Below are 22098 nucleotides of genomic sequence, written 5' to 3' on the forward strand. Positions count from 1 at the left end.
ACTGCGGACTGCGGTCATATCGTCGCACTGCGGTATCGCGGGCTCCTCCCGGCCTCTGTCAGAGGTGGACGGCTTGCGTCAAGAGGCTTGACGGCAACCGTGAGGACACGCGAATGTAACGATCGTCGGCGCTTGCAGAAATCTTCCGCAAGGTCTTTCGGCGGTCTTTCATCCTTGTTACGGTCACGTCGACCCGGCGCCGCGACGGAGCGGTACGGCAGTTGAAGGAGTTCAGATGCGACGTGGCATAACGGCCACCGCCCTGGTTGCGGCCTTGGCGTTCGCGGCGACCGCCTGTGGCGGCGACAGCGATTCCGAAGGCACGAGCAAGAGCTCGGGCGAGCTCTCCGGCACCGTGACGTGGTGGGACACCTCCACGGCGGGCAGTGAGGACAAGGTCTTCAAGAAGATCGCCGAAGGCTTCACCAAGGAGCACCCGAAGGTCCACGTCAAGTACGTCAACGTGCCCTTCGGTGACGCCCAGAACAAGTTCAAGAACGCGGCCCAGGCCGGTTCCGGCGCCCCGGACGTCATCCGCTCCGAGGTCGCCTGGACCCCCGAGTTCGCGGACCTCGGCTACCTGGCCCCGCTCGACGGAACCGCCGCGCTGCAGAAGCCCGAGGACTTCCTGAAGCAGGCCGCGGCCTCCACGAAGTACAACGGCAAGACCTACGCGGTGCCGCAGGTCATCGACTCCATGGGCATCTTCTACAACAAGAAGATCTTCAAGGAGGCCGGCGTCGAGGTCCCCACGACGATCGACGAGCTCAAGACCGTCTCCAAGAAGATCAAGGACAAGACCGGCAAGACCGGGATGTACCTGCGCGGTGACGACGCGTACTGGTTCCTGTCCTTCCTCTACGGTGAGGGCGGCGACATGGTCGACGCCTCCTCCAAGTCCGTCACGATCGACAACGAAGCCGGCGTCAAGGCGATGAAGGTCGTCAAGGACCTCGTCGACTCCGGTGCCGCGAAGACCGACGCCACGGACGGCTGGGACAACATGCAGTCGTCCTTCAAGGACGGCAAGGTCGCCATGATCATCAACGGCCCGTGGGCCGTCGCCGACACCTACGCCGGCGCGGAGTTCAAGGACAAGGCCAACCTGGGTGTCGCCCCGGTCCCGGCCGGCTCCGCCGGTCAGGGCGCCCCGCAGGGCGGCCACAACCTGGCCGTCTACGCGGGCTCGAAGAACCTCGACGCCTCCTACGCGTTCGTCGACTACATGACGTCCGCCACCACGCAGGCCCAGGTCACCAAGGAGCTGAGCCTCCTGCCGACCCGTACGTCCGCCTACGCCAAGCAGGACGTCGTCGACAACGAGATCGTCGGCTTCTTCAAGCCGGTCGTCGAGACCGCCGTCGAGCGTCCCTGGATCCCGGAGACCGGCAGCCTCTTCGCGCCGCTGGTCACCGAGTACACCAAGGTCCTGACCGGCCAGACCACGCCGGAGAAGGGCGTCAAGACGGCCGGCGACTCCTACCGCAAGCTCCTCAAGGGCTGGAAGTAACAGGAAGGCAGGCCGACTGATGGCTGTCCACACCAGCCAGTCGGTGGCGAAGGCCGCGGGCGACGACGTCGCCCGCGGCCGGAGCCGCGGTACTGGCACCTCCCCGTCGCCGGGCAGACTGCGACGGGCTCTGTCGACCCACTGGTACGCCTGGACCATGGTCGCCCCGGTCGTCATCGTGATCGGCGTGATCATCGGCTATCCGCTGGTGCGCGGCATCTACCTGTCGATGACCGACGCCAACGAGCGCAATGTCGCCCGGTCCATCGGTGTCAACCACATGCCCGCCACGTACAAATTCGTGGGCCTGGACAACTACGCCGACGCTCTCACCGGCAACCAGTTCCTCGGCACACTCGGGTGGACCCTGGTGTGGACGGTCTCCTGCGTGGCCATCACCTTCTGCCTCGGCCTGGCGCTCGCCAACATCCTCAACCGCAGGATCGTCGGACGCTCGGCCTACCGGATGGCGCTCATCCTGCCCTGGGCCATTCCCGGCTTCGTCTCCGTCTTCGCCTGGCGTTTCCTCTACAACGAGGACCGCGGGCTGCTCAACAAGGTCCTCTCCGGTGCCGGATTCGACGCCATACCGTGGCTGAACGACCCCACCTGGGCGAAGTTCTCCGTCATCGCCGTCAACGTCTGGCTCGGCGTGCCGTTCATGATGGTCGCCCTGCTCGGCGGACTGCAGTCGATCCCCACCGAGCACTACGAGGCCGCGGAGATGGACGGGGCCACCGCCTGGCAGCGGTTCCGTCACATCACGCTGCCCGGACTGCGGCCGGTCTCCACCACCGTGATCCTGCTCTCCACCATCTGGACCTTCAACATGTTCCCGGTGATCTTCCTGCTGACCCGCGGCGGACCCGGTGAATCCACCCAGATCCTGGTCACCCAGGCGTACAAGTTCTCCTTCGAGATCAGCCCGCGCGACTTCGCCCAGTCCTCCACCTGGGGCGTACTGATCCTCGTACTCCTGATGATCTTCGCCGCCGTCTACCGGCGGGTCCTGCGCACCCAGGGAGACGACTGGTGACCACCACCGCCCCCGCCACCTCCGCCCCGGCGATGTCCGGACGGCACTCCGCGCGCAAGTCCAGGCCGCGCGGCACGCGTTCGCCGATCGCGTCCGTCGGACTGCACCTCACGCTCATCGTCGCGTCCGTGATCGCCGTCTTCCCCGTGCTGTGGGTCCTGCTCACCTCGCTGAAGCCCGCCGCGTACGCGACCACCACGGACTTCTTCAAAGAGACCACGTTCGAGAACTACACGAACCTGATCCAGGACACGAAGTTCCTGACCTGGTTCGGCAACTCCCTGATCGTCGCGGGGCTCACCACGCTCCTCGGCGTCATCATCTCCGCCTCCACCGGATACGCCGTCAGCCGCTTCCGCTTCCCCGGCAAGCGCGGACTGATGTGGACGCTGCTGATCACCCAGATGTTCCCGGTCGCCGTCCTCATCGTGCCGATCTACAACATCATGGCCGGCATGGGGCTGCTGAATCAGCCGGCCGGCCTCGTCATCACCTACCTCACCATCTCGGTGCCGTTCTGCGCCTGGATGATGAAGGGCTTCTTCGACACCATCCCGCGCGAGATCGACGAGTCCGGGCAGGTCGACGGCCTCACCCCGTTCGGCACCTTCTGGCGCCTCGTCCTGCCGCTCGCCAAGCCCGGCCTGGCGGTGACCGCGTTCTACTCCTTCATCACCGCGTGGGGCGAAGTGGCCTACGCCTCCGCCTTCATGGTCGGCGAGGAGAACCTCACCCTCGCGGGCGGCCTCCAGCTCTTCGTCAACCAGTACGGAGCCCAGTGGGGGCCGATGACCGCCGCGTCCGTGCTGATCGCGATACCCGCGGCCCTGGTCTTCCTCTTCGCCCAGCGCCACCTGGTCACCGGCATGTCCGCCGGAGCCGTCAAGGGCTGACGCACCCCGCCCCGCACGCCCCGCACGCACCACGTCACGGCGTCGCCGGCACCTCGGGGAAGCACCTTCCCCCACCGACCACGCCCCCCGGCACGGGCCGACCCCGTGCCGGGGCAACCGCCGGAAGCCTCACCCGGTCCCGGCGACGCCCCCCACCCAGACACCCCAGGGATGACATGACCCAGCACCTCGCTGCCCCCTCCACCGGCACGTCCGCCGACGCTCCGGCCCACCAGACCGGCTGGTGGCAGGACGCGGTGATCTACCAGGTCTATCCGCGGAGCTTCGCCGACGGCAACGGTGACGGCATGGGCGACCTCGCAGGCGTACGCGGCAGACTCCCGTATCTCAAGGAACTCGGTGTGGACGCGGTCTGGCTCAGCCCGTTCTACGCCTCCCCGCAGGCCGACGCGGGGTACGACGTCTCCGACTACCGGGCCATCGACCCGATGTTCGGCACCCTGCTGGACGCCGACGCGCTGATCCGGGACGCGCACGACCTGGGCCTGCGGATCATCGTGGACCTCGTGCCCAACCACTCGTCCGACCAGCACAAGTGGTTCAAGGGTGCCCTCGCCGAGGGCCCCGGCTCCGTGCTGCGCGACCGCTACCACTTCCGCCCCGGCAAGGGGGAGCACGGCGAACTCCCGCCCAACGACTGGGAGTCCATCTTCGGCGGCCCCGCCTGGACCCGGACCACCGACCCGGACGGCACCCCGGGCGACTGGTACCTCCACCTCTTCGCACCCGAGCAGCCCGACTTCAACTGGGAACACCCCGCCGTCGCCGACGAGTTCCGCTCGATCCTGCGCTTCTGGCTCGACATGGGGGTCGACGGCTTCCGGGTCGACGTCGCCCACGGCCTCGTCAAGGCCGCGGGTCTGCCCGACCTCGGCAGTCACGACCAGCTCAAGCTGCTCGGCAACGATGTCATGCCGTTCTTCGACCAGGACGGGGTCCACGAGATCTACCGCTCCTGGCGCACCATCCTCGAGGAGTACCCCGAGAAGACCGGGCCCGAAGGGCGCGGGTGGGCGACGGGCGGGCGGATCCTGGTCGCCGAGGCCTGGACCCCGACCGTCGAGCGCACCGCCAACTACGTGCGCCCCGACGAGATGCACCAGGCGTTCAACTTCCAGTACCTGTCCACCGACTGGGACGCCGCGGAGCTCCGCAAGGTCATCGACACCTCGCTCGACGCGATGCGCCCGGTCGGCGCCCCCACCACCTGGGTGCTCTCCAACCACGACGTGACCCGGCACGCCACCCGGTTCGCCAACCCGCCCGGCCTCGGCACCCAGATCCGCACCCCCGGCGACCGCGAGCTCGGCCTGCGCCGGGCCCGCGCCGCCACCCTGCTGATGCTGGCGCTGCCCGGCTCCGCGTACGTCTACCAGGGCGAGGAACTCGGCCTGCCCGATGTCACCGACCTGCCGGACGAGGCCCGCCAGGACCCGTCGTTCTTCCGCGCGGAAGGCCAGGACGGCTTCCGTGACGGCTGCCGGGTGCCGATCCCGTGGACCCGCGACGGCAGCAGCTACGGCTTCGGCAGCGGCGGCAGCTGGCTGCCCCAGCCCGACAGCTGGGGCGCGCTGAGCGTCGAGGCGCAGACCGGTGACGCCGACTCGACCCTGGAGCTGTACCGGGCCGCGATCGCCGCCCGCCGGGCGCACCCGGGGCTCGGTGCCGGCACCACGGTGGAGTGGCTCCAGGCCTCCGAGGGGCTGCTGGTCTTCGCCCGCCCCGGCTTCGTCTGCACCGTCAACACGACGTCCGGGCCGGTCCGCATCCCCGTCCGCGGCACCGTCCTGCTGTCCAGCACCCCGGTCGCCACCGACGGCGCCGAGATCGAGCTGCCCGCGGACACCACGGTGTGGTGGACGGTGTGACCGTCCCTTGGCCCAGGGTCTCTCTTCCGGACGAGCCCGGAAAGATCCGAAAGGGAGGCCCCGGGGCCGGTGGTGCGCCGAGGCTCTCGGACATCGCCGGCCAGGCGGCGGTCAGCGAGGCGACCGTCAGCCGGGTGCTCAACGGGAAGCCGGGCGTCGCGGAGACCACGCGTCAGCGGGTGCTCGCCGCGCTGGACATCCTCGGCTACGAACGCCCCGTACGGCTGCACCGGCGCAGCGCCGGGCTGATCGGACTGGTGACGCCCGAGCTCACCAACCCGATCTTCCCGGCGTTCGCGCAGTCCGTCGAACAGGTCCTGGCCGGGCACGGCTACACCCCGGTGCTCTGCACCCAGCTGCCGGGCGGAGCCACCGAGGACGAACTCGTCGAGCAGCTCGTCGAACGGGGTGTCGGCGGGATCGTCTTCCTGTCCGGGCTGCACGCCGACATGTCGGCCGACCCGGCCCGCTACGCCGCGCTCACCGAGCGCGGCGTGCCGTTCGTCCTGATCAACGGCTACAACGACCGGATCAGTGCCCCGTTCGTCTCGCCCGACGACGCCGCCGCCGTACGGATGGCCGTCGGGCACCTCGCCGACCTCGGCCACCGCCGGGTCGGCCTGGCGATCGGACCGCAGCGCTATGTGCCCTCCCGTCGCAAGCGGGAGGGATTCGTGGAAGCCGCCGTGACCCTGCTGGGCCTGAGCCGCGAGGAGGCCGGACAGCTGGTCTGTTCCACCCTGTTCAGCGTCGAGGGCGGCCAGGTGGCGGCCGGCGCACTGCTGGATCAGGGGTGCACGGGCATCGTCTGCGGCAGCGACCTGATGGCGTTGGGTGTGGTGCGTGCGGCCCGGGAGCGCGGGCTCGACGTGCCGCGCGAGGTGTCGGTGGTGGGCTTCGACGACTCCCAGCTGATCGCCTTCACCGATCCGCCGCTGACGACGGTGCGTCAGCCCGTGCAGGCGATGGCGGCGGCCGCGGTGAGCGCCCTGCTGGAGGAGATCGCCGGCAGCCCGGTGCAGCGCACCGAGTACGTCTTCCAGCCGGAGTTGGTGGTACGGGGGTCCACCGCTTCGGTCGGAAGGCTCTGACCGGACGCGCGGGCGTCCGGGCGTGCAGAGAGGCACCGGGAGTCGGCCCTGACGGGCCGGCGGGGAGTGGGTGACCCCCGGTGCCTCTTGTTTGTGACCGGTCCGACCGGCCGGGCGCGTGGGGTCCGGGAGTACCGGAACCCCCGGCCGGCCGGACCGGAGTCCAGAGAAACGTAACAGGGCTGCAATGTCTTGCGTAAGTCCTTGCAGGAAGAAAACTGCTGGGTTTCGCGGATGTGAGCGGGTGATGTCCAAAGGGTTGACCGCGAACGGTCAGCGCCGTACGGTCTCGGCGCGGCAAGGTTTGCATTCTTGCTGCAAGAAGCTTCAGGAGCCTTGAGGGCAGGGCGCGTTGCCACGTGAGGCTGAACCGTCACCCGCATTTCCCCCACAGCAGGAGGAAACATGGCCCGCAGACCCTTGTCTGCCGTGCTCGCTCTGATAGCAGGCGCCGCCGCCCTCGTGACCCCCGCCACCACCGCTCAGGCGTCCACGCCGGGCGAGAAGGACGTCACCGCCGTTCTCTTCGAGTGGAAGTTCGACTCCGTGGCCAAGGCGTGCACGGACACCCTCGGCCCGGCCGGTTACGGCTACGTCCAGGTATCGCCGCCCCAGGAGCACATCCAGGGCAGCCAGTGGTGGACCTCGTACCAGCCGGTCAGCTACAAGATCGCCGGACGGCTCGGCGACCGCACCTCCTTCGCCAACATGGTCAGCACCTGCCACAGCGCAGGGGTCAAGGTCGTCGCCGACTCCGTCATCAACCACATGACGTCGGGATCGGGCACCGGCACCGGGGGCACCTCGTACACCAAGTACAACTACCCCGGCCTGTACTCCTCGTACGACATGGACGACTGCACCTCGACGATCAACAACTACCAGGACCGGGCCAACGTCCAGAACTGCGAACTCGTCGGCCTCGCCGACCTGGACACCGGTGAGGACTACGTCCGGGGCAAGATCGCCGGATACCTCAACGACCTGCTCTCCCTCGGCGTCGACGGCTTCCGCATCGACGCCGCCAAGCACATGCCCGCCGCCGACCTCGCCAACATCAAGTCGCGGCTGACCAACCCCAGCGCCTACTGGAAGCAGGAGGCGATCTACGGGGCCGGTGAGGCCGTCTCGCCCGACGAGTACGCCGGCACCGGGGACGTGCAGGAGTTCCGCTACGCCCGCAGCCTCAAGCAGGTCTTCAACAACGAGAACCTCGCCTATCTGAAGAACTTCGGCGAGGGCTGGGGCTTCATGTCGTCGTCGAAGGCCGCGGTCTTCGTCGACAACCACGACACCGAGCGCGGCGGCGACACCCTGAGCTACAAGGACGGCGCCAACTACACCCTCGCCAACGTCTTCATGCTGGCCTGGCCCTACGGATCGCCCGACGTCCACTCCGGCTACGAGTGGACCGACCGGGACGCCGGCCCGCCCAACAGCGGCACGGTGAACGCCTGTTACAGCGACGGCTGGAAGTGCCAGCACGCCTGGCGCGAGATCTCCTCCATGGTCGGCTTCCGCAACACCGCCCGCGGCGAGGCCGTCACGAACTGGTGGGACAACGGCGGCGACCAGATCGCCTTCGGCCGCGGCGCCAAGGCGTACGTGGCGATCAACCACGAGGGCTCCTCGCTCACCCGCACGTTCCAGACGTCGCTGCCCGCCGGTGACTACTGCGACATCCAGTCCGGCAACGGCGTCACGGTCAACAGCTCCGGCCAGTTCACCGCGACGCTCGGCGCCAACACGGCCCTCGCGCTCCAGGTGAACGCCCGTACCTGCACGGGCGGCGGCACCACCGACCCGGGCACGGACACCGGCACCTCCGGCGCGTCGTTCGGCGTCAACGCCACCACGACCTGGGGCGAGAACATCTACGTCGTCGGCAACCAGTCCGCCCTCGGCAACTGGAACACCGACAGCGCGCTGAAGCTCGACCCGGCGGCCTACCCGGTCTGGAAGCTCGACGTGGCCATGCCCGCGGGCACCGCGTTCGAGTACAAGTACATCCGCAAGGACGAGAGCGGCAACGTCACCTGGGAGAGCGGCGCGAACCGCACCGCGACGGTGCCGTCCTCCGGCAAGGTCACACTGACCAGCGACGTCTGGCGCAGCTGACCCCACCCCGGTCCGCCCCGGACACCCCCGGCCCGGGACATACCGGCGCACCCGCGGTCCACCGGGTGCGCCGGGTCCCGGCCCGGGGCGTATCGGGGCGCTTCCCGCAGGAGACGGACCCGCCCGCGGCGGCGGGCGGGTCCGCGGCGCCCGGAGGGCAACCCCAGCCCCCGCGCGGCCGCCCGGCCGCCCCACCGGTCCCGCCACCCCGAGAGATCCCCACCCGCACACAAGGAGACCTGGCCCGTGTCCCGTTCCACCCTCGTACGGGGAACCGTCGCCGCACTCTGCGCGGCGCTCCTCCCCGTCGTCCCGGCGGCATCCGCGTCCGCCGCGCCGAGACCGCCGGACCCGCCCTCGGACGCCCGGCTGGCGGCCGAGCCCGCCCGCCACGACCTGACGCGTGAGCAGTTCTACTTCGTCATGCCGGACCGGTTCGCCGACGGCGACACCTCCAACAACCGCGGCGGGCTCACCGGATCGCGTCTGGAGACCGGTTACGACCCCACGGACAAGGGCTTCTACCAGGGCGGCGACCTCAAGGGCCTGACCAAGCGGCTCGACTACATCAAGGGGCTCGGCACCACCGCCATCTGGCTCGCCCCGATCTTCAAGAACCAGCCCGTCCAGGGCACCGGCAAGGACGCGTCGGCCGGCTACCACGGCTACTGGATCACCGACTTCACGCAGGTCGACCCGCACTTCGGCACCAACGCCGACCTGTCGGAACTCATCGAGAAGGCCCACCGCAAGGGCATGAAGGTCTTCTTCGACGTCATCACCAACCACACCGCGGACACCGTCGACTACGCCGAGAAGACCTACGGCTACCGGCCGAAGGGCGCCTACCCCTACCTGGACGCGAACGGCCGCCCGTTCGACGACAGCAAGGGCCTGGCGAAGGTGGACGCGGACTCGTTCCCGTACACCCCGAAGAACACCGGGAACAAGGTCCCGGCCTGGCTCAACGACCCGACGATGTACCACAACCGCGGCGACTCGACCTATGCCGGCGAGTCCACCACCTACGGCGACTTCTCCGGGCTCGACGATCTGTGGACCGAACGGCCCGAGGTCGTGAGCGGCATGGAGAAGATCTACCAGAAGTGGGTCCGGGACTTCGACATCGACGGCTTCCGGATCGACACCGTCAAACACGTCGACCTGGACTTCTGGACCCAGTGGGCGACCGCCCTGGACACCTACGCGGCGAAGCACGGGCGCGAGGACTTCTTCATGTTCGGCGAGGTCTACTCCGCCGACACCGCGATCACCTCGCCCTATGTCACGCAGGGCCGGCTCGACGCCACGCTCGACTTCCCGTTCCAGGAAGCGGCCAGGCAGTACGCCTCGCAGGGCGCCCCGGCCTCGAAGCTCGCCGCCGTCCTCGGTGACGACTACCGGTACACCACCGACAAGGCCAACGCCTACGAGCAGGTGACCTTCCTCGGCAACCACGACATGGGCCGCATCGGGACGTTCCTCAAGCAGGACAACCCGAAGGCCGACGACGCGGAACTCGTCCAGCGGGCCAAGCTCGCCAACGAGGTGATGTTCCTCAGCCGCGGCAACCCCGTCGTCTACTACGGCGACGAACAGGGCTTCACCGGCGCGGGCGGTGACAAGGACGCCCGCCAGACCATGTTCGCCTCGAAGACCGCCGACTACCTCGACGACGACGAGCTCGGCACCGACCGTACCCATGCGTCCGACGCGTACGACACGGACCACCCCCTCTACCGGAACATCGCCGCGCTCTCCGAGCTGACCAGGAAGAACCCCGCCCTGCGCGACGGCGTCCAGACCGAGCGGTACGCCCAGGGCTCCGTCTACGCGTTCTCCCGCACGGATGCCGAGGAGGGCCGCGAGTACGTCGTCGCCACCAACAACGGCACCGGGCCGAAGACCGTCGAGCTGACCACCGCATCGGCCGGCATGGACTTCCGCACGCTGTACGGCGGTTCGGGCACCACCCGCAGCGGCTCCGACCGGAAGATCACCGTCACCGTGCCGGCCCTGTCCAGCATCGTGCTGCGCGCCGAGAAGCCCATGGCCGCCCCGGCCACCAAGCCCTCGATCACCCTGAAGGCACCCGCCGCCGGCGCCACCGGCACCGTCGAGATCTCCGCGGACGTCGACGGCGGACAGCTGAACCGGGTCGTCTTCGCCGCCCAGACCGGCAACGGCACGTGGGTCACGCTGGGTTCCGCCGACCACGCCCCGTACAAGGTCACCCAGACCGTGGCCGACACCGTCGCTGCCGGAACCACCCTGCGGTACAAGGCGGTTGTCGTCGACCGGGCCGGCCGCACCGCGAGCGCCCTGGCCTCGACCACCGCCGGACAGGCACCCGCCGCCGAGAAGCCCGTCGCCGTCGAACGCGACTACGCCGTCGTCCACTACCAGCGTGCCGACGGCGACTACGACGGCTGGCGGGTCGAGGCGGGCGACACCTCGGCCGCGTTCACCGGACGGGACGCCTACGGGGCCTTCGCCTGGATCAAGCTCGGTGAGGGCGTCTCCTCGCTCCCGTACACCGTCGAGAAGGACGGCACCGCCGACGGACCGCAGCGCACCGTCGACCTCGCGAAGACCGGACAGGTCTGGATCGAGCAGGGCCAGGACGGCCAGGCCGACGAGGCCCCCGACGGCGCCTACCCGCCGCAGGACACCACCAAGGCCGTCCTGCACTACTACCGCGCCGACGGCGACTACGACGGCTGGGGGCTGCACACCTGGACCGGCGCCAAGGAGCCCACCGACTGGGCGAAGCCGCTCCAGCCGGTGAAGAAGGACGCCTCCGGCCTCACCTTCGAGGTACCGCTCACCGACGGGGCCACCTCGCTCAGCTACATCCTGCACAAGGGCGACCAGAAGGACCTGCCGAGCGACCAGTCCCTCGACCTCGCCACCTACGGGCACGAAGTGTGGATGCTCGACGGCACCCCCGGCTACCTGCTGCCGCAGACCGGCGGCGTACCCACGCCCGACCTCACCAAGGCCGAGGCGCAGTGGATCGACTCCGACACCGTCGTGTGGAAGGTGAAGGCCACCGACGCCACCAGCCAGCAGCTCGTCTACGCACCGGGCGGCGGGATCACCGTCGTCGACGGGGCGCTCTCCGACGAGGGACAGTGGCTGCGGCTCTCCCCGGCCAAGCTGAGCGACGCGCAGAAGGAGAAGTACCCGCACCTCAAGGACTACACGGCGTTCACCGTCGACGTCCGGGACCGGGACCGGATCCGCGAGGCCCTGCGCGGCCAGCTGATCGCCACCCAGCGCGCCGCCAACGGGGCCCTGCTCGCCGCCACCGGCGTACAGACCGCGGGTGTGCTCGACGACCTCTACGGGAAGAACGCGGCCGGCGCCTCGCTCGGCCCGGTCTTCGACCACGGCCGTCCCACGCTGTCCGTCTGGGCGCCCACCGCCCGTACCGTCGCCCTCGAACTCGACGGCCGCAGCATCCCGATGCGCCGTGACGACCGCACCGGCGTCTGGTCCGTCACGGGCACGAAGAAGTGGACGGGCAAGCCCTACCGCTATGTGGTGGACGTCTGGGCGCCCACCGCCCAGAAGATGGTCACCAACAAGGTCACCGACCCCTACTCCACCGCCCTGACCACGGACTCCGCACGCAGCCTCGTGGTCGACCTCGACGACCCGGACCTCGCCCCGAAGGGCTGGTCCCGGCTGAGCAAGCCCGCCGCGGTCCCGCTGCGTGACGCCCAGATCCAGGAGCTGCACATCCGCGACTTCTCGATCGCTGACCGCACCTCGAAGCACCCCGGTGAGTACCTCGCCTTCACCGACACCGGCTCCGACGGCATGAAGCACCTCAAGGCACTGGCCGACTCCGGCACCACCTACGTCCATCTGCTGCCCGCCTTCGACATCGGCACCATCCCCGAGCAGAAGTCCGCCCAGCAGAAGCCCGCCTGTGACCTGTCCGTGTACGCCCCCGACTCCGAGGAGCAGCAGGCCTGCGTGGCGAAGGCCGCCGCGCAGGACGGGTTCAACTGGGGCTACGACCCGCTGCACTACACCGTCCCGGAGGGCAGCTACGCCTCCGACCCCGACGGCACCCGGCGCACCGTCGAGTTCCGGCAGATGGTGCAGGGGCTGAACGGCGCCGGTCTGCGGACCGTCATGGACGTCGTCTACAACCACACCGTCGCCTCCGGCCAGGACGACAAGTCCGTGCTCGACCGGATCGTCCCCGGCTACTACCAGCGGCTGCTGGAGGACGGCACCGTCGCCACCTCCACCTGCTGCGCCAACACCGCCCCCGAGAACACCATGATGGGCAAGCTCGTCGTGGACTCGGTCGTCACCTGGGCCAAGGAGTACAAGGTCGACGGCTTCCGCTTCGACCTGATGGGACACCACCCCAAAGCCAACATCCTCGCCGTCCGCAAGGCACTCGACGCCCTGACCGTCGCCAAGGACGGCGTCGACGGAAAGAAGATCGTCCTGTACGGGGAGGGCTGGAACTTCGGTGAGGTCGCCGACGACGCCCGCTTCGTCCAGGCCACCCAGAAGAACATGGCCGGCACCGGCATCGCCACCTTCTCCGACCGGGCCCGCGACGCCGTCCGCGGCGGCAGCCCCTTCGACGAGGACCCGGGCGTGCAGGGCTTCGCCAGCGGCCTCTACACCGACCCCAACACCTCGACCGCCAACGGCACCAAGGCCGAACAGAAGGCCCGGCTGCTCCACTACCAGGACCTGATCAAGGTCGGTCTGACCGGCAACCTCGCCGACTACACCTTCACCGACTCCTCCGGCACCACGGTCAAGGGCTCCGGCGTCGACTACAACGGCGCCCCGGCCGGATACGCCGCGAACCCGGGCGACGCCCTCGCCTACGTGGACGCGCACGACAACGAGTCGCTGTACGACGCACTCGCCTTCAAGCTCCCGGCGGACACGTCCGCCGCGGACCGGGCCCGCATGCAGGTCCTCGCGATGGCGACGGCCGCCCTCTCACAGGGACCCGCGCTCTCCCAGGCAGGCACCGACCTGCTGCGCTCCAAGTCGCTGGACCGCAACTCCTACGACAGCGGCGACTGGTTCAACGCCCTGCACTGGGACTGCCGCGACGGCAACGGCTTCGGCCGCGGGCTGCCCCTGGCCGCCGACAACCGGTCCAAGTGGTCCTACGCCAAGCCGCTGCTGAGCGCGGCCGCGCTCAGCCCCGGCTGCGCCCAGATCAACGGGACCTCCGCCGCCTACCAGGACCTGCTCACCATCCGCTCCACGGAGAAGGACTTCGACCTCTCCACCACCGAGCAGGTGCAGTCCACGCTGTCCTTCCCGCTCTCCGGCAAGGACGAGACACCGGGCGTGATCACCATGCGGCTCGGAAAGCTGGTGGTCGTCCTCAACGCGGCCCCCGGCACCGAGACCCAGACGATCGCCGACCTGGCGGGGAAGGAGTACGCCCTGCATCCCGTCCAGGCCGCGGGCGCGGATTCTATCGTCAAGAAGGCGACCTATGACGGGAGTTCGGGAAGCTTCACCGTTCCGGGGCGCACCGTGGCGGTGTACTCCCTGAACTGACCCGCAGCAGGACTACGGTGAGGACCGGCAGTCGCCGGGGGCGCAACACCGCACCCCCGGCACGCCGCCCCATCAACCGGCCGGTCCCGGTCGGCCCCTTCTTCCGTACGCCAGGCGCTTCCTTCCTCGCCCGGCACGGCACCAGGGGCCGGGCGAGGCCGGTCCACCTGTTTCAGCGACGGTGACCATGGCGAGCAACATCCCCGAGGAGACCACCAGCTTTGTCGGACGGAAGGCGGAGCTTGCCAGGATCGAACACGCCCTTGCCGCACATCGGTTGACCACCCTCACCGGCAGCGGCGGCGTCGGCAAGACCAGGCTCGCGGTCCGCGCCGCCCGGCAGGCCGCCCCCCGGTACCGCGACGGCGCATGGTGGGCGGACCTGTCACCGCTCCACGACGACGGACTGCTCGTCGCGACCGTCTCCGACGCGGTCGGACTCTCCGACCACACCCTGCGCATGCCGGTCGAAGCGCTGTGCGCCTGGCTCGCCGACAAGGAGCTGCTCCTCGTCCTCGACTCCTGCGAACACGTGCGCTCCGCGTGCGCCCATCTGCTCGGCGAGATCCTCACCACCTCACCCGGCCTCATCGTGCTCGCCACCAGCCGGCAACCCCTCGGCACCAGGGGCGAGCAGCGCATCGAGGTGGCTCCGCTGCCCGTCGAGGGCACCGGGGACGCACTGACCCTGTTCCGCGACCGGGCGGCCGCGACGGCCCCGGGGCACGCCCTCGACACGCCGGGCAGCGCCGAGGCCGCCACCGAGATCTGCCGCCGCCTGGACGGCATTCCGCTCGCCATCGAACTCGCGGCAGGAGCCCTCGGCCGGGACACCGTCGAGCAGGTCGCCGCACGGCTCGGCTCCCGGTTCGACGTACCGGCCGACGCCTCGCTCTGGCCACCGCGCCACCGCACCCTGCGCACCGCCATCGGCTGGAGCCACGAGCTGTGCACCCCGCTCGAACGGCTCCTGTGGGCGCGGCTGACGGTGCTGCGCGGCGACTTCGACGTGGCCGCGGCCCGCGCCGTCTGCGCCGAGGGCCCGCTCACCGCGGACGGCGTGACCGAGGCACTGGACGGACTGGTCGCCAAGTCCGTCGTCGGACGGGACGGCACACGCCACCGCATGCTCGACACCATCCGCGCGTACGGACGGATGTGGCTCGCCGAACTCGGTGAGGAGCGGGCCGCCGCCGACCGGCACGCCGCCTGCTTCCTCGGCCTGGCCCGCCACGCCCATGCGGGCTGGACCGGGGACGACCAGATCGCCTGGTACCACCGCATCGCCGATGCGCATGCCGACCTGTGCGCCGCCCTCGACCACCTGCTGGCCCACGACACCGTGGCCGCCCAGGAGATGGCCGGCCGGATCGGCTTCTTCTGGTGCTGCTGCGGCCACCTCCCGCAGACTCGCGCGTACGCCCAGCGCGCCCTGGACGCCGGACCGGCCGAGGGCCCGCACCGCACCCGCACCCTGTGGGTGCTGGGCATCACCGCCATGCTCCAGGGCGACTACCCGGCCGCCCGGCGCCTGGGCCGGGAGTGCTCCAGGTCGGCGACGCGCGACGGGACCGACGAGGGCATCCTCGCCGCCGCCTACCTGCGCGGCCTCACCCATCTGATGACCGGCCACCCCGAGGCGGGCCTGCGCCAGGTCGACCGGGTGCTGCGCACCACCGGCGCCGCCACCCCGCTCGAAGCGGCCTACCGCCTGCGCTGCCGTCTCATCACCGTCTTCGCCCTGACCGCCCTGGGCCGCCTGGACGAGGCGGAGCAGGCGGCCACGGTCCTGCGTGCACGCTGCGAGGCCCAGGACGAATGCTGGACCCGCAGCTATGCCGACTACCAACTCGCCCTGATCGCCCTGCTGCAGGACGACGCCGACGCCTCCGCCGCCCACGCCCGGTCCATGATCGCCGGCAAGCACCGCCTCCGGGACAGCTTCGGCATCGCGCTCGGCCTGGACATCCTGGCCGCGGCGATCGCCGCCCAGGGCGCGGGCGCCCGAGCCGCCCGGGTGTACGGCACCGGACAGGTCTACTGGCGCATGGTCGGCTACCCCCAGCGCGGCACCCCGGAACTCCGCCCGCTGCGCGAGGCCTGCGAACGCCAGGCCCGCGCGGCCGTCGGTGACGCCGCCTACCAGCGCGCCTTCGAGCAGGGCCGGTCGGACGACGCGGAGGTGGGCCTGGCGGCGGCACTCCAGGGCGAGCTGCTCCTTTAGCCGCCTGCCGGTCGTGCAGCCCCGCCACCAAAGAGACGGGGCCCGTCCTGCCGCGAGCCGGCGGTTCGGCCCCCGCTCAGTGCCCGCTCAGCCCCGGTCCAGGTAGGCCAGCACCGCGAGAACGCGGCGGTTGTCGTCCTCGGACGGCGGCAGCCCGAGCTTTCCGAAGATGTTCGACGTGTGCTTGGCCACCGCGCGCTCCGTGATCACCATCTGTGAGGCGATCGCCGCGTTCGAACGGCCCTGTGCCATCAGCTCCATGACCTCCAGCTCGCGCGGGGTCAGTCCACCCATCGGCTCGTCCTGCGAGCGCCGCGACAGCAGCTGTGAGATCACCTGCGGGTCCATCGCGGTGCCGCCCGCGGCGACCCTGCGCACCGCGTCGACGAACTGGTCCGCGTCGAAGACCCGGTCCTTGAGCAGATAGCCGATGCCCCCGTTGCCGTCCGCCAGCAGCTCGCGCGCGTACAACTGCTCCACATGCTGCGAGAGCACCAGGACCGGCAGCCCGGGCCGGGCCTGCCGGGCCGCGAGTGCGCACTGCAGGCCCTCGTCCGTGTGGGACGGTGGGAGCCGGACGTCGACAACGGCGACGTCCGGCTCCCACTCCGCGAGGGCCTTGGTGAGTTCTGGTCCGGACTCGACAGCTGCCGCGATCTCGAAGTCGTAGGCCTCCAGCAGGCGGACCAGACCGTCACGCAGCAGGAAGAGATCTTCGGCTAGGACAACACGCACGGAATCTCCATGGTCACCATGGTGGGACCGCCCGCCGGGCTGCTGACGGCCATGACGCCGTCGAATGTACCGAGTCGGCGTTCGATCCCGCTCAGACCGGAGCCGGCTCCGACCGCCGCACCGCCCCTGCCGTTGTCCGTCACGGAGACCCGCAGCATGGCGTCCGCGTGGTGGATGTCCACCCAGACCCGGTCGGCGCCCGAGTGCTTGGCCGCGTTCGTCAGCGCCTCGCTCACCGCGAAGTACGCGGCCGACTCCACCGCGGCGTCCGCGCGCCCGTCCAGCTCCACCCGGACCTCCGACTCGACGGGCAGGCGCAGCGCCAACGCCCTTACCGCGTCACCGAGTCCGCGCTCGGCGAGGACCGGGGGGTGGATGCCGCGGACCAGGTCGCGCAGTTCCGTGAGGGCCTCGGCCGAGGACGCGCGGGCCGCCGCCAGGAGCTTCTTCGCCTGGGCCGGGTCCTTCTCGATGAGAGCCTCCACGGTGCCCAGGTTCATGCCCATGGCGACCAGCCGGGCCTGCGCACCGTCGTGCAGATCGCGTTCGATGCGCCGGAGTTCGGACGCGGCGGTGTCCACCGCCTCGTGCCGGGTCTCGGTGAGCCGGTCGATGCGCCGGGCCAGCTCCTCCTCCTGGGTGGGGGCCAGCAGCACGCGGGCGAGCACGAAGTGCAGCCGCAACAGCCGGTCACCGACCGCCATGCCCACCAGGAAGAACACCACCCCCAGTGCGGCGGCGGCAAGTCCCGTCGCCTGGCTGTCGACCGGCACGAACGTGTACCAGTAGCGGTTGTCGGTGTAGACCCGCCACAGGCCCGCCGCCAGGAGGAAACCCTCCACCGGGAGAATCATCAGCGTGCCGGCCAGAAGCAGAAGCACCTGGCCGGCCGTCATATCGACGAACAGCCACTGGATGTCCCGCCAGGTCGCCGGATCCTTGAGCATCAGCGTGGTCCGCTCCACCTGTCCGGTGAATCCGGGGCGCAGATCCTTCGGGAAGGCGCGGTACGGGACCGGTATACGGACGTCGCACCAGGTCACGGCGAGCAGCCGGCGCCGGTTGGCGTAGGTGCGGACCAGGTCCAGCACGTACGGGGTGGTGACCAGACCGATGCCCAGCGGGATGAGGGCGAGGGAGCACAGCGCACACACGAAGAGGGTGGCCGACCCGGCAAGGGCGACGATCGACAGCCAGATTCCGCGCCCCGCGGCCAGCAGCGCACCCCGTATCCGGTTTCTCATCGCGTTCATGTCGGTCCGGCTCCCCTCTCCGGGCCCCTTGGTGGTGGCCCCGTCCGGGAACAGTCTGGCGCGGTGGGATCCCTCCGCGTCAGCCGTTCCGCCACCCGGGAGGGGTGTACCCAGCACCACCCCGGCGACCTCGCCCCACGGCTCGGGGGAGGGGGACTTCGGTGGCCGGGGACCGGCGCGGTCGGGTCCGGATGTCCGACCGGGACACGGCGCGGCCCCGGCCCGGCGGGTACCGGACCGGGGCGGCGCCCCTGTGTCTTCGGCGTCGTCAGGGGGCGTACTTGTACCCGACCCGCCGCACCGTCTGGATCGACCGGCGGTGCTCGGCGCCCAACTTGCGGCGCAGCCGGGCGACATGGACGTCCACGGTGCGTCCGTCGCCCACGTGTCCGTACCCCCAGACCGTGGTCACCAACTGGTCGCGGGTGTGCACCCGGTGCGGGTGCGCGACCAGATGGGCGAGCAGCTCGAACTCCAGGTAGGTGAGGTCGAGGGCCCTCCCGTCCACCGCGGCGGTGCGCTGTACGGGATCGATGCGGACCGGACCGGCGGCGGTCGGGTCCTGTTCCGGTGCCTGCACCACGTACGGGGTGCCCGCGGAGCCGGCCGGCTGCTGATCGGCCGGTACGAGCACCAGGTAGCCGATCATCGGCGGGTGGCCGGGCAGCGCGGGAACGCTGTGCTGGGGCGCGGGCAGCCAGGTGGCGCCGGGCGGCAGGAGTTCGGCCACGCCGGCCGGCGCGACGACCTCACCGGGGTCGACGGCGCGCAGCCGATGGCGGCCGGGGGAGAGGGGGCGGGGGGACGTGGTGGTCGCAGCGTCCGCGGGAGGCGCCGTCGGGGCAGCGGCAGCAGCGGAGAGGGTACGAATGTTCGCCATGAGGTCAGCTCTTTCGCGCGAAGGAGTCGTCGAGGGACGGACTTGCTTGCGTGCGCGCGGACCGAAGGCCGGGGTGAGCGGCTTTAGAGGGCCTGCGCGTTCGACGCGCGACAACACACCCGGTCGAAGTCGTGATGCTGACGGGAAGGCCAGAACGGTTCGAGGTCGCTGCGACCTGTCGAGGTGTTCGGGATGCCGGCCATGTATCCATTGAACCAGAGAACTTGACGGCGCAGCAGGCCTCTTGCCTGTGGTGGCACGGGTACGTGGCGTTACCTTGCTCACGCTCTTGCCGCCGCAACCGACGAGGGGGCGCCCACCCGGTCGGCCGGGTGGGCGCCCCCTCATCGTGGGACAGCGGACCGGATCAGACCTGGTCGGCCTTCTCCAGCGCGGTGCAGCAGGTGTCGACGATCAGCCGCGTGACGACGTACGGGTCGACGTTGGCGTTCGGACGGCGGTCCTCGATGTATCCCTTCTGGTCCTGCTCGACCTGCCACGGGATACGGACCGAGGCGCCGCGGTTGGAGACGCCGTAGCTGTACTCGTTCCACGGGGCGGTCTCGTGCAGACCGGTCAGACGGTCGTCGATGCCCGCGCCGTAGTTCTTGACGTGGTCCATCGGCTTCGAGCCCTCGCCCAGCGACTCGCACGCGGTGATGATCGCGTCGTAGCCCTCGCGCATCGCCTTGGTGGAGAAGTTGGTGTGCGCACCCGCGCCGTTCCAGTCGCCCTTGACCGGCTTCGGGTCGAGGGTCGCCGAGACGTTGAAGTCCTCGGCGGTGCGGTACAGCAGCCAGCGGGCGATCCAGAGCTGGTCGGCGACCTCCAGCGGGGCGAGCGGGCCGACCTGGAACTCCCACTGGCCGGGCATGACCTCGGCGTTGATGCCGGAGATGCCGAGGCCCGCCTTCAGGCAGTTGTCGAGGTGCTTCTCGACGATGTCACGGCCGAAGATCTCGTCGGAGCCGACGCCGCAGTAGTAGCCGCCCTGCGCGGCCGGGAAGCCGCCGACGGGGAAGCCGAGCGGGCGGGTGCCGTCGAAGAAGGTGTACTCCTGCTCGATGCCGAAGATCGGCTCCTGGCCGGCGAACTGCTCGGCCACCGGGCGCAGCGCGGCACGGGTGTTGGACTCGTGGGGCGTCATGTCGATGTCGAAGACCTCGCACAGGACGAGGATGTCGTCGCCGCCGCGGATCGGGTCCGGACAGGTGAAGACCGGCTTCAGTACCCGGTCGGACGCGTGGCCCTCGGCCTGGTTGGTGCTCGAACCGTCGAAGCCCCAGATCGGCAGGTCCGCCACCTCGCGGGTCGGGCTCCCGGCCATGATCTTCGTCTTGGAACGGAGCTTGGCGGTCGGCTCGGTGCCGTCGATCCAGATGTACTCAGCCTTGAACGTCACGGAAGCCATCCTTTGCGGGTGCTGCGGTCCTACGGGTCCGGTCTCTGCAGCGCAGCTTCGCAAGACGCGATTTCCCATCGATTGCTCGAACGTGAACCCCGTGTTACCGAGGTTTGCCGCACGTGAGCGCCTCCGAGCACCGCTGAGCGGCGACCGCTCGGGCGCGGTCCCTGAGCAGCGATCCGAACCGGCGGCTGGATCTGGCACACCAGTTCCTCCTCGGCGCCACCTCCACGAGCGCCGGAAGGGCCTCCGCGTCCCGGCCCCCGGCCGTGGACGCAGCTGGTGCGAGGCGCCGCACGCCGGAACCGTCCACGTCGTATACGGGGCCGATATGCCGTCGAACGGAGCTCGCGCCGCCCGGTCGCGGTGATCGCCGCGTCGAGGAAGAGGATCACGTCCTCGGCCGCGGCGAGGTCGGCGCCGGTTCCGATGTGCGTGGTTCAAATACGTGAGCGGCCCGGCGGACCCGGCAGACTTGCCCCATGACGACACTTCCCGCGACCCCCTTGCGTATCGGACTCGTCGGTACGGGCCCGTGGGCCCGGAACACCCAGGCCCCCGCCCTCGCCGCCCACCCCGGTGTCGTGCTGAGCGGTGTGTGGGGCCGGCGGCCCGAGGCCGCGAACGCGCTGGCCACCGCGCACGGCACCACGGCATACACCGGCGAGGAGGGCATCGACGAGCTCTTCGCGGCCAGCGACGCCCTCGCGTTCGCCGTGCCGCCGGACGTCCAGGCCCCGCTCGCCGCCCGCGCCGCGGCCACCGGCCGCCATCTGCTGCTGGACAAACCGGTGGCGACCACCGTCGCGGGAGCGCGCGAGGTCGCCCGGGCCGCCGAGGCGGCCAGGGTGGCGTCCGTCGTCTTCTGCACCCTGCGGTTCGCTGCCGAGACAGCCTCCTGGATCACCGAACAGGCGGCCCTGGACGGCTGGTTCACCGCCCGCGCCGACTGGATCGGCGCGCTGTACGCGCCCGGTGCGACCAGCGAGTACGCCGCCTCGCCCTGGCGCAGCGAGAAGGGTGGCCTGTGGGACGTCGGCCCGCACGTCCTGTCGGTCCTCATTCCGGTACTGGGCGACGTCACCCACCTGACCGCGGCCCGCGGCCCCTCCGACGCCGTCCACCTGATCCTCCGCCACACCTCCGGCGCCTCCAGCACGGTGACGCTCGCACTGAACGCCCCGGTCGGCGCGGCGGGCACGGACATCGAGCTCAGGGGTGAGCAGGGAACCGCCGTACTGCCGCGGTGGGGCGACGCGGTCGGTTCCTTCCGGGCCGCGATCGACGCACTGATCGAATCGGTCCGCACGGGGGAGCCGCACCCCTGTGACGTCCGGTTCGGGCTGCGTCTGACGGAGCTGCTGGCCGAGGCGGAGCAGCAGGTGGGGGCGTAGCGGGGGAGGGGACGGCCCTCGCGGGTCCCGCCCGCGGGGGCCGTCCCCTCCCGTCTCGGCCGTCCTGCCCGTATCCCGCACGGGCGGACGCTCGGTCAGTGCAAGCGGTAT

At 70.3% G+C, this 22098-nt stretch carries 13 protein-coding genes; 9 read left to right on the plus strand and 4 right to left on the minus strand.

Annotated features, from left to right (window positions below):
• Window positions 1-235: 235 nt before the first annotated feature.
• The 8 genes from AB0L71_RS00155 to AB0L71_RS00190 all read left to right on the plus strand — a co-directional run bounded on the left by AB0L71_RS00155 (window position 236) and on the right by AB0L71_RS00190 (window position 16320).
• Window positions 236-1510: an extracellular solute-binding protein gene (locus AB0L71_RS00155; RefSeq protein ID WP_365236138.1), complete on the plus strand. Its 1275-nt coding sequence runs from the start codon at window positions 236-238 to the stop codon at window positions 1508-1510.
• Window positions 1511-1529: 19 nt separating this feature from the next.
• Window positions 1530-2546, plus strand: coding sequence for a sugar ABC transporter permease (locus tag AB0L71_RS00160; protein ID WP_365236140.1), 1017 nt, complete (start codon window positions 1530-1532; stop codon window positions 2544-2546).
• 32 nt (window positions 2547-2578) lie between these two features.
• Window positions 2579-3439, plus strand: a complete 861-nt coding sequence (locus AB0L71_RS00165; protein ID WP_365236751.1) for a carbohydrate ABC transporter permease — start codon at window positions 2579-2581, stop codon at window positions 3437-3439.
• Between the two features lie 176 nt (window positions 3440-3615).
• Window positions 3616-5328 (plus strand): glycoside hydrolase family 13 protein, encoded by a 1713-nt coding sequence (locus AB0L71_RS00170; RefSeq protein WP_365236142.1) that lies wholly within the window; start codon window positions 3616-3618, stop codon window positions 5326-5328.
• A 44-nt stretch (window positions 5329-5372) separates the two neighbouring features.
• On the plus strand, window positions 5373-6419 hold the full coding sequence (locus tag AB0L71_RS00175) for a LacI family DNA-binding transcriptional regulator (RefSeq protein WP_365236753.1): 1047 nt from the start codon (window positions 5373-5375) through the stop codon (window positions 6417-6419).
• A 405-nt stretch (window positions 6420-6824) separates the two neighbouring features.
• Window positions 6825-8537: a carbohydrate-binding module family 20 domain-containing protein gene (locus tag AB0L71_RS00180; protein WP_365236144.1), complete on the plus strand. Its 1713-nt coding sequence runs from the start codon at window positions 6825-6827 to the stop codon at window positions 8535-8537.
• A gap of 246 nt (window positions 8538-8783) precedes the next feature.
• Window positions 8784-14096, plus strand: coding sequence for a pullulanase-type alpha-1,6-glucosidase (gene pulA / locus AB0L71_RS00185; RefSeq protein ID WP_365236146.1), 5313 nt, complete (start codon window positions 8784-8786; stop codon window positions 14094-14096).
• 187 nt (window positions 14097-14283) lie between these two features.
• Window positions 14284-16320 carry an NB-ARC domain-containing protein gene (locus tag AB0L71_RS00190; RefSeq protein WP_365236148.1) on the plus strand — a complete coding sequence of 679 codons (2037 nt, stop codon included), beginning with the start codon at window positions 14284-14286 and terminating at the stop codon, window positions 16318-16320.
• An 87-nt stretch (window positions 16321-16407) separates the two neighbouring features.
• Here the strand turns inward: AB0L71_RS00190 and AB0L71_RS00195 are convergent, their stop codons facing one another.
• The 4 genes from AB0L71_RS00195 to glnII form a co-directional block, all read right to left on the minus strand.
• Window positions 16408-17055 carry a response regulator transcription factor gene (locus tag AB0L71_RS00195; protein ID WP_365236150.1) on the minus strand — a complete coding sequence of 216 codons (648 nt, stop codon included), beginning with the start codon at window positions 17053-17055 and terminating at the stop codon, window positions 16408-16410.
• On the minus strand, window positions 17040-18308 hold the full coding sequence (locus tag AB0L71_RS00200; RefSeq protein WP_365236152.1) for a sensor domain-containing protein: 1269 nt from the start codon (window positions 18306-18308) through the stop codon (window positions 17040-17042). Before AB0L71_RS00200 ends, AB0L71_RS00195 begins: the two co-directional genes overlap by 16 nt.
• Before the next feature lie 268 nt (window positions 18309-18576).
• The gene (locus AB0L71_RS00205) at window positions 18577-19188 is read right to left on the minus strand and encodes a winged helix-turn-helix domain-containing protein (protein ID WP_365236154.1); all 612 of its coding nucleotides are present in this window, start codon (window positions 19186-19188) and stop codon (window positions 18577-18579) included.
• Between the two features lie 367 nt (window positions 19189-19555).
• A complete protein-coding gene (gene glnII / locus AB0L71_RS00210; protein ID WP_365236156.1) occupies window positions 19556-20590 on the minus strand; it encodes a glutamine synthetase in 1035 nt (344 codons plus the stop codon).
• Window positions 20591-21075: 485 nt separating this feature from the next.
• Here glnII and AB0L71_RS00215 point away from each other — a divergent pair, with 485 nt between their 5' ends.
• Entirely contained in the window at window positions 21076-21987 is a 912-nt protein-coding gene (locus AB0L71_RS00215) for a Gfo/Idh/MocA family oxidoreductase (RefSeq protein ID WP_365236158.1), read from the plus strand.
• Window positions 21988-22098 lie beyond the last annotated feature (111 nt).

It is taken from the genome of Streptomyces sp. NPDC052052, assembly GCF_040680455.1.
Lineage (GTDB): Bacteria > Actinomycetota > Actinomycetes > Streptomycetales > Streptomycetaceae > Streptomyces.

Excerpts from the sequence above, each read along its gene's own strand:
- AB0L71_RS00155 (WP_365236138.1), top strand. The coding sequence starts at position 236 with ATGCGACGTGGCATAACGGCCACCGCCCTGGTTGCGGCCTTGGCGTTC.
- AB0L71_RS00160 (WP_365236140.1), top strand. The coding sequence starts at position 1,530 with ATGGCTGTCCACACCAGCCAGTCGGTGGCGAAGGCCGCGGGCGACGAC.
- AB0L71_RS00165 (WP_365236751.1), top strand. The coding sequence starts at position 2,579 with ATGTCCGGACGGCACTCCGCGCGCAAGTCCAGGCCGCGCGGCACGCGT.
- AB0L71_RS00170 (WP_365236142.1), top strand. The coding sequence starts at position 3,616 with ATGACCCAGCACCTCGCTGCCCCCTCCACCGGCACGTCCGCCGACGCT.
- AB0L71_RS00180 (WP_365236144.1), top strand. The coding sequence starts at position 6,825 with ATGGCCCGCAGACCCTTGTCTGCCGTGCTCGCTCTGATAGCAGGCGCC.
- AB0L71_RS00190 (WP_365236148.1), top strand. The coding sequence starts at position 14,284 with ATGGCGAGCAACATCCCCGAGGAGACCACCAGCTTTGTCGGACGGAAG.
- AB0L71_RS00200 (WP_365236152.1), bottom strand. The coding sequence starts at position 18,308 with ATGAACGCGATGAGAAACCGGATACGGGGTGCGCTGCTGGCCGCGGGG.
- AB0L71_RS00205 (WP_365236154.1), bottom strand. The coding sequence starts at position 19,188 with ATGGCGAACATTCGTACCCTCTCCGCTGCTGCCGCTGCCCCGACGGCG.
- AB0L71_RS00215 (WP_365236158.1), top strand. The coding sequence starts at position 21,076 with ATGACGACACTTCCCGCGACCCCCTTGCGTATCGGACTCGTCGGTACG.